This is a genomic window from Pseudomonadota bacterium (assembly GCA_034660915.1).
In the GTDB taxonomy this organism is placed as follows: domain Bacteria; phylum Desulfobacterota; class Anaeroferrophillalia; order Anaeroferrophillales; family Anaeroferrophillaceae; genus DQWO01.
On the sequence record JAYEKE010000102.1, the window covers coordinates 32530 to 39251 of the forward strand.

At 44.8% G+C, this 6722-nt stretch carries 9 protein-coding genes; 4 read left to right on the top strand and 5 right to left on the bottom strand.

The genetic code is table 11. The features are described 5' to 3' along the window. Window positions 1-204 precede the first annotated feature (204 nt). Genes U9P07_06300 through U9P07_06310 form a run of 3 tightly spaced genes read right to left on the bottom strand, consistent with a single transcriptional unit; the run spans window position 205 to window position 2469 of the window. Window positions 205-507 carry a YhbY family RNA-binding protein gene (locus tag U9P07_06300; protein MEA2109014.1) on the bottom strand — a complete coding sequence of 101 codons (303 nt, stop codon included), beginning with the start codon at window positions 505-507 and terminating at the stop codon, window positions 205-207. A gap of 47 nt (window positions 508-554) precedes the next feature. Next, the gene (locus tag U9P07_06305; GenBank protein MEA2109015.1) at window positions 555-1397 is read right to left on the bottom strand and encodes a rhomboid family intramembrane serine protease; all 843 of its coding nucleotides are present in this window, start codon (window positions 1395-1397) and stop codon (window positions 555-557) included. Beyond that, the gene (locus U9P07_06310) at window positions 1390-2469 is read right to left on the bottom strand and encodes an AI-2E family transporter (protein ID MEA2109016.1); all 1080 of its coding nucleotides are present in this window, start codon (window positions 2467-2469) and stop codon (window positions 1390-1392) included. Before U9P07_06310 ends, U9P07_06305 begins: the two co-directional genes overlap by 8 nt. A gap of 283 nt (window positions 2470-2752) precedes the next feature. On the opposite strand from U9P07_06310, the gene U9P07_06315 reads away from it, so the two are divergent. From U9P07_06315 to U9P07_06325, 3 genes are all read left to right on the top strand, one after another. Next, window positions 2753-2953, top strand: a complete 201-nt coding sequence (locus U9P07_06315; protein ID MEA2109017.1) for a cold-shock protein — start codon at window positions 2753-2755, stop codon at window positions 2951-2953. A 159-nt stretch (window positions 2954-3112) separates the two neighbouring features. Further along, a complete protein-coding gene (locus tag U9P07_06320) occupies window positions 3113-3235 on the top strand; it encodes a hypothetical protein (protein MEA2109018.1) in 123 nt (40 codons plus the stop codon). 128 nt (window positions 3236-3363) lie between these two features. Beyond that, window positions 3364-4986, top strand: a complete 1623-nt coding sequence (locus U9P07_06325) for an MBL fold metallo-hydrolase (protein ID MEA2109019.1) — start codon at window positions 3364-3366, stop codon at window positions 4984-4986. A gap of 174 nt (window positions 4987-5160) precedes the next feature. Here U9P07_06325 and U9P07_06330 read toward each other — a convergent pair whose 3' ends face one another. Both U9P07_06330 and U9P07_06335 read right to left on the bottom strand, forming a co-directional pair. Then, on the bottom strand, window positions 5161-5394 hold the full coding sequence (locus U9P07_06330; protein MEA2109020.1) for a type II toxin-antitoxin system HicA family toxin: 234 nt from the start codon (window positions 5392-5394) through the stop codon (window positions 5161-5163). Continuing rightward, window positions 5382-5702 carry a type II toxin-antitoxin system HicB family antitoxin gene (locus U9P07_06335; GenBank protein MEA2109021.1) on the bottom strand — a complete coding sequence of 107 codons (321 nt, stop codon included), beginning with the start codon at window positions 5700-5702 and terminating at the stop codon, window positions 5382-5384. The genes U9P07_06330 and U9P07_06335 overlap by 13 nt, the downstream gene beginning before the upstream one ends. A gap of 386 nt (window positions 5703-6088) precedes the next feature. On the opposite strand from U9P07_06335, the gene U9P07_06340 reads away from it, so the two are divergent. After that, window positions 6089-6722: hypothetical protein (locus tag U9P07_06340; GenBank protein ID MEA2109022.1), on the top strand; the 634-nt coding region annotated here is incomplete at its 3' end.

Consider the following 6722-nt stretch of genomic DNA (forward strand, 5'->3'; position numbering starts at 1 on the left):
TGGGTTTGCGGGGCGCGCTAAAGCAATGTCCCCGATTGTCCGCCGCGAATCACATCGTGTGATTCGTTCGGCGGGCAATACCGCCTGCCTGTGCGTGCCGCACGCAGACAGGCTATGAGCCAAGCCCGAACATCCTGCTAATATAATGGGGGACAGTTTTCAAAACTGTCCCCACCCAAAGTCAGAAAGTTGAGATTTATATCATCACCGTTCAGGCAGAACGATAGTACGTTTATCACTATCTTCCTGCCGGCGATAAAAAATAGCAATATTGCCGATGATACCCACCAGCTCAGCCCCGGTCCGCTGGGCAATAAGGCCAGTAAGCTCTGCTTTCTGTGATCTTTCCTTAAAATCAAGAAATTTCAGTTTGATCAGTTCGTGCAGTTCAAGGGCTTCATTTACCGAAGCTACAAGTCCTTCCGTCAAACCATTCTGCCCCAGAAACACCAGCGGCTTTAGATTGTGGGCCAGTCCACGTAAATATTTCCGTTGGAATCCTTGCAATGTATTTTCTCCGTTTATTAATGATATCCGATAAAGTTATAAGCTGATCACATAAAACTGATTATCAATGCCTGCACCACTGCCCAGCCAAGTACAATGAGAGTCATGACCACGGAAATCATTGCCAGCAGCTGGTGCGTCGTGGTCGGCATCTTTTTTTCCCGGTAGCCTAATACCACTCCCCCAACAATACCGGCAACGATACCGCCCCCATGACCCCAGTTATTAATCCCCGGAATCATCAGCCCGAAAACCGCCAGCCCGACAATCCAGCCCATGGCCTGCCGGTAAATCGCCTCACCATACGTTCCACCCCTGGTTTTCCCATAATAAAGAATAGCGCCGATCAAGCCACAGATACTGGCTGAAGCACCGATGGTCAGGGGCACCCCAAACAGGTAGGAAACCAGGAAACCAACAATTCCGCTGACAGTGTAAATTATCAGAAAACGGTCAAGACCATATTCCCTGACTACAAACGGGCCCAGCTGCTTGAGGGCCATCATATTGAAAAAAATATGAAGGATACCGCCATGAAGAAAGGAAGCGGCAATCAGGGTCCACCAGCGGTGAAACTGGTCAATGGGAATGCGGCCGGTAGCCCCGACCAGGAGCAGACTGCGATTGGAGGGAGATAAAAAAGCCAGTGGGTTGGCGGAAAAACGCATTCCTCCGGGATTCAGCAGCAAGGTATACACAAACATCGCCGCATTAAGATAAATAATCAGGCGAATAATCTCTTCAGGATGCGAAAACAATCGTCCCAGGTAATCCCGTTTCAAGCGGGAACCCGGCCTGGAAAGTCCGCAATAGGGACAACGAGGCTCATCGGCGCTGATCAACCGGCGGCAATGAGGACAAAGCAAGGACTGGCGTTTATTATTATTCACCCTGGTTAAAAGCCTTCCCCATAGTAGCAAGATAGATTTCCGCCAGAGTCAGGAAAGCAATGGCTACCAGCGGACCCAATAAAATTCCAAGAATGCCGTAGGTTGCAATGCCGCCAAAAATGGAAATAAAAACCAGCAACACATGCATTTTTACCCGGTCCCCAACCATTTTAGGTTTGAGAATATATTCCACAAGGCCGGAAAGCAGGGTAAAATAGATAAAAAAGATAATACCTCTGGCCACCTGGCCGGAAAGCAACAGGTAGATAGTGATAGGAACAAAGACAATTGAAATACCAATGAAGGGAATAAAAGCAAAAATAGCCATCACTGTTCCCCACAACACCGGTGAACGAAACTCGAACATGGTCAAACCGACACCACCCAGAATCCCCTGCAAAATAGCGGCAATACCATTACCGATAATAATGGCAATGGACATATCATTAAACTTGGCCAGCAGCAGGGTTTCCTGAGTTCGGGGCATGGGCAGTAATGCAAGGATATATTCCTTTAATTTTGTCCCGTCTATCAACAGGTAATAGATAATAACAATCATCATCACGAAGTGAAGGGAAAAATGTGCCACTTTTCCCGCCAGCATCCTGGTCTGATCATACATAATCAAGCCCATGGTCTTTCCCAGGGCGACTACATATTCCTCAAAATTGGCGAAATCATAACTTATATCAAAACGTTGCAGCAAGTGCTGAACCTTATCAACCCAGACTGAATGTTGTGCCATCAGCCGGCTGATGGCATCAACAGTAAGTGACTGGCGAAGATAAAAGTAGAAATCGGCCATCTCCACCGATAAAGTAGTAATGAGAAAAACCAAAGGCACAAAAATACCTAAGAAAACCAGCAGGCAAAGCAACAGTGAAGAGCCATAAACCCAACCATGGCTGAACTTAACCAACCACCGGTAAGCCGGATGGAGTACCCCAACCATCATCAGCGACATGATGATCGTATAGATAAAAGGATAAATAGTCCATAAAAGCAGCAGTAAACTGATCAGGAAAATGATCACAAAGATATAAGGCTTATAACTTTGGTTTTTCGACACCATTAAAACCAATCCTCTTCCAGATAAGTTTTGCCATGATTTCATCCATAAGCACCTTTCCAAGGGCCTATCATATTTACCACCCCAATGCAACCAAAGCAATTTTTCTCTTGTAATTAAATTAATAATATATTAGACGAAATTCATGGGGGAGGAAGTTTTTGTTTATTCCCCTCCTGGCAATATGTATGTCCGTTGGTTTTGCTTTGTACCCTGGTGAAATTATTGTTCACCAGGGCAGCATCTGACGCGGCGTACGCAATTTTTTTGAAGGAGGTTCGATATTATGGCCGAAGGAAAAGTAAAATGGTTTAATCAGAAAAAAGGTTACGGTTTTATTGAAACAGATGGTGGCGAGGATATATTTGTACATTTCTCCGGCATAGAGGGTGACGGGTTTCGCACCCTGAACGAGGATGAACCGGTATCTTTTGATATCGAAGAAACAGAAAAAGGGAAAAATGCCATCCACGTCAAAAGAGCATAGAAAGATCTGACTGAAAAAAACAAGCAAAGACCCCGGCCATGAAAGGCTGGGGTTTTTTTATCAACTCAACTTCAGTTAATTGGGGTCAGAGTAAAATTAAATCTCAACTTTCTGAGTTGCCCTGAAAAAGCTTAAATAAATTTCCATGGATGTTCCGGCATGGCTCTCACTCATTCTCGCCGGCCGTCCATGGCCGGCTTCCGAGGCGTCCGCCGCGAATCACATCGTGTGATTCGTTCGGCGGCCAATACCGCTATGAGCCAAGCCCGAACATCCGGCTAACATGTCCCTGCAAGGCAGGTCAGAAAGTTGAGATTAAATCTAATATTAATTGGTGACTGTCGGTAAGCGCTGCCGGCCTGAAGGCTGGAGAAAGTTGCTCTGATCCCAATTAAATCAGGAGATAGACGATGAAAATAACTTGCTGCGGCGCTGCCGGCACGGTTACCGGCTCAAATTATCTGGTTGAAGCCGAAGGAGTCCGGTTACTGGTTGACTGCGGGATGTTCCAGGGAACCCGGCAGCTGGAAGAAAGAAACCGACTTGATTTCCCTTATCGTCCTGAAACAATTACCCATCTTTTATTGACCCATGCTCACATAGATCACAGCGGTTTGATTCCCAAGCTGGTCCATGACGGCTTCCAGGGCACTATTCTCTGTACCCCGGCAACCGCTGATCTCTGCGAAATAATGCTGGCAGACAGTGCCCACATCCAGGAAATGGAAGCCGGCTGGCAAAATCGCAAAAAAAAGCGTGCCGGCCGGTCACGTTTTATTGAACCTCTCTATACCCAGGAAGATGTCAATGCAGCAATGAAACTCTTCCGCCCTTTGGACTATGACCAGGATATCATCCTTTTCCCCAAAGTCCGGGCCCGCTATCGGGATGCGGGGCATATCCTCGGTTCCGCCATCATTGAATTATGGATTAAGGAAAACGGGAAGGAAATCAAACTGGTTTTTTCCGGTGATCTGGGAAATTCCAACCAGCCGATCATCGCTGATCCGACCACTATCAATGAAGCAGACGTACTCTTTATCGAGTCAACCTATGGCGATCGTTTTCATCGCTCTATGGAGGATACCAATAAGGAATTCCAGGAGATAATTATCGCCGCTCATCGGGACGGCGGCAATCTCATCATCCCCGCCTTTGCCGTTGGACGAACTCAGGAGATGCTTTACATTATCAATGAGTTATACCAAAAAAAACAGATCCCTCCGATGGATGTTTATCTAGACAGCCCATTGGCCATAGCCGCCACTGATATTTTTCTGAAACATCCTGAGTGTTATGATGCTGAAACCATGGAAAAACTGAGAAATGGCGACAACCCCCTGAAGTTTCCGGGGTTCAAATTCAGCCGTTCCACTGAAGAATCCATGCGTTTGAATAAGATCAACAAAGGAGCCATCATCATCGCTGCCAGCGGCATGTGCAACGCCGGCCGGATCAAACATCATTTGCGCTATAATCTCTGGAAGCCGGAAGCTCATGTGGTTCTGGTGGGCTATCAAGCTCAGGGAACCACCGGTCGCTTGATTGTTGACGGTGCTGAACGGGTTAAAATTTTTGGTGAATACGTGGCGGTCAAGGCCCATTGCCATACCATCGGCGGCTTTTCTGCCCATGCCGACCAGAAAGGTCTGCTGAACTGGACCGAACATTTCAACCAGCCACCTACAAATACCGTTATCGTCCATGGAGAACCCCAGGCCGCTGAGGCATTCAACAATAAGCTTATCCAGAAAGGTTGGCATACCAACGTTCCGAAGATTGGTGATGTCATCGACGTCACCCCTGAACTTGGCATAGCTTTTTCTACCGAAAAAGCGGTAGAAAAACTGGAGTTTGAAACTGAAATTCAACATTCCTGGAATGATCTGGATGAAATTGTCGACCGGCTGGATGTGATGGAGGATATCAGTGATTTTCAGACCCGGGAGAGCCTGGCACCCAGACTGCGGAAAATCAATCAAAGACTGGATGAAGTAAAAAGCTACCTGGCAGGCGGGGAAGTGAGATCGTAAAACTCCTCTACAAGACCCCACCTAATAAAGCCATTTCCATCGATCATGGAACCGGCCAGGCCCACACCGTTATCTGATTAGGAGCTTAAAAACTTGAGGTCACAAACTGTGACCTCCACCAAGAGATATATTATGACAGAGGGATATTAAAAAGAAAAAAGATCAGGCGGGCGTTTATTTGCATTGTTCAAGATATGAAAAATATTCTTCTCTGCTCATCCCCGCAGTCTTCATATTTGATTTAATTATTTCAGGATATACTTCTTTATGTGCGGGGATAACTACTGGCCTGGCTACACCACTTTTTACATATGTTCGATGTGATCCAGCTTGCCGGTCAAAAACAAATCCGGCTTTTTCAAAAACGCATGCAAGCACCTTCCAGGAAACAGGGGTTATGCGTGGCACTGAAATTTACCAAGAGCATCAGCGGCAACAAAAGTCAAGGGAACATCAATGTATTCATCAGGTGGATAAACTGTTTTATCACCGGGGATATCAGGACGAAACCCACACTCTTTCAAGACCGTGTCAAGTGTCCCGCGATCAATGCAAGATTCAAGGAAGACAGTTAATGCTTCAACCAGGTTATTCTTAGCCTCTTTTTCCGTTGCCCCCTGAGAAAAAACATCCAGGGCCGGACAATACGAAACAAAATAACCATCTTTCTGATGGATATTTGCCGGCAGTTTGAAGCTGATAACCATCTTTCTCATATTTTACGCCTCCCATCATACAAACTATATTAAATTATCGTCTATTTATCAGCAAAAATCAAGACATAAAATATGCTCGCTACTCAGAGGTCAGCTTGCCTTTCGGGAACGGGACGCCCACTTACTAAAATATAAATTCTTATCCGGCCACACGTCAATAAATTTTTTAAAATCTTTTTAAAAGAAGTTCAATAAACTCTCGAGTCTTAGATTCAATTACTTTCTCAATTCGGCTCGTATCAACAGTTGAATCGATTGATTTAATCCGGCTTGCAGACTCCTTGATATGGGAAAGAGACGCTCTTTCTTGTTGGCTCATGCCTTCAATTTCATAAAGCCTTTTAGGTGCAGGATTTACTCGTGCTGTTATTGGAGATAGCGCACCATTGACACATGATTTAATGGCAAGACTTGATATCTCAAAGTTTCCAGAAATTCACGAAGAATATGGACGTACCTTTCCTGATATAGAACAGTTCCTGTCCATTTTGGATTTGAAGGTTCTGCATTTTCGCCAGATAAATAGTTCACTTGCAGATCACCTCGACAAAATAAGAGAAGTTATTGTTCAACAGATAGTAAATCAGGTAGATATAACGTATCTACATGTGGATAATTACGACAAATACCCTCTCCTAAAAAAGTTCATAAAAACAATACCATCTGAAGCACGTATTTTGACTCTTAATTATGATTGTGTTCTGGACCAAGGTCTTTATTTCAGTGAGAGGTGGTCGCCATTCGGAGGTTATAATTATTCAACATTCCCTCACACTGGTAATGAAAACAATTCAAAAGATCGCATCTTGTTGTTAAAAATGCACGGGTCCTGCAATTTTAGGAACTCTGAAGAAGGTCAAGAGTATTTTAGTATTGTAATCACAGACGACATCTTCCCAAATATACACGCAAATATTAATAGTAGATTAAATGACAAGCCGCATATTCTAGCTATGACCTATATAAAACAGTTCCACAACGGAATTATGAGCTTTTGGAAAGATGCCATATCTTTTTTAA

Excerpts from the sequence above, each read along its gene's own strand:
- U9P07_06325 (MEA2109019.1), top strand. The coding sequence starts at position 3,364 with ATGAAAATAACTTGCTGCGGCGCTGCCGGCACGGTTACCGGCTCAAAT.
- U9P07_06335 (MEA2109021.1), bottom strand. The coding sequence starts at position 5,702 with ATGAGAAAGATGGTTATCAGCTTCAAACTGCCGGCAAATATCCATCAG.
- U9P07_06315 (MEA2109017.1), top strand. The coding sequence starts at position 2,753 with ATGGCCGAAGGAAAAGTAAAATGGTTTAATCAGAAAAAAGGTTACGGT.
- U9P07_06320 (MEA2109018.1), top strand. The coding sequence starts at position 3,113 with ATGGCTCTCACTCATTCTCGCCGGCCGTCCATGGCCGGCTTCCGAGGC.
- U9P07_06310 (MEA2109016.1), bottom strand. The coding sequence starts at position 2,469 with ATGGTGTCGAAAAACCAAAGTTATAAGCCTTATATCTTTGTGATCATT.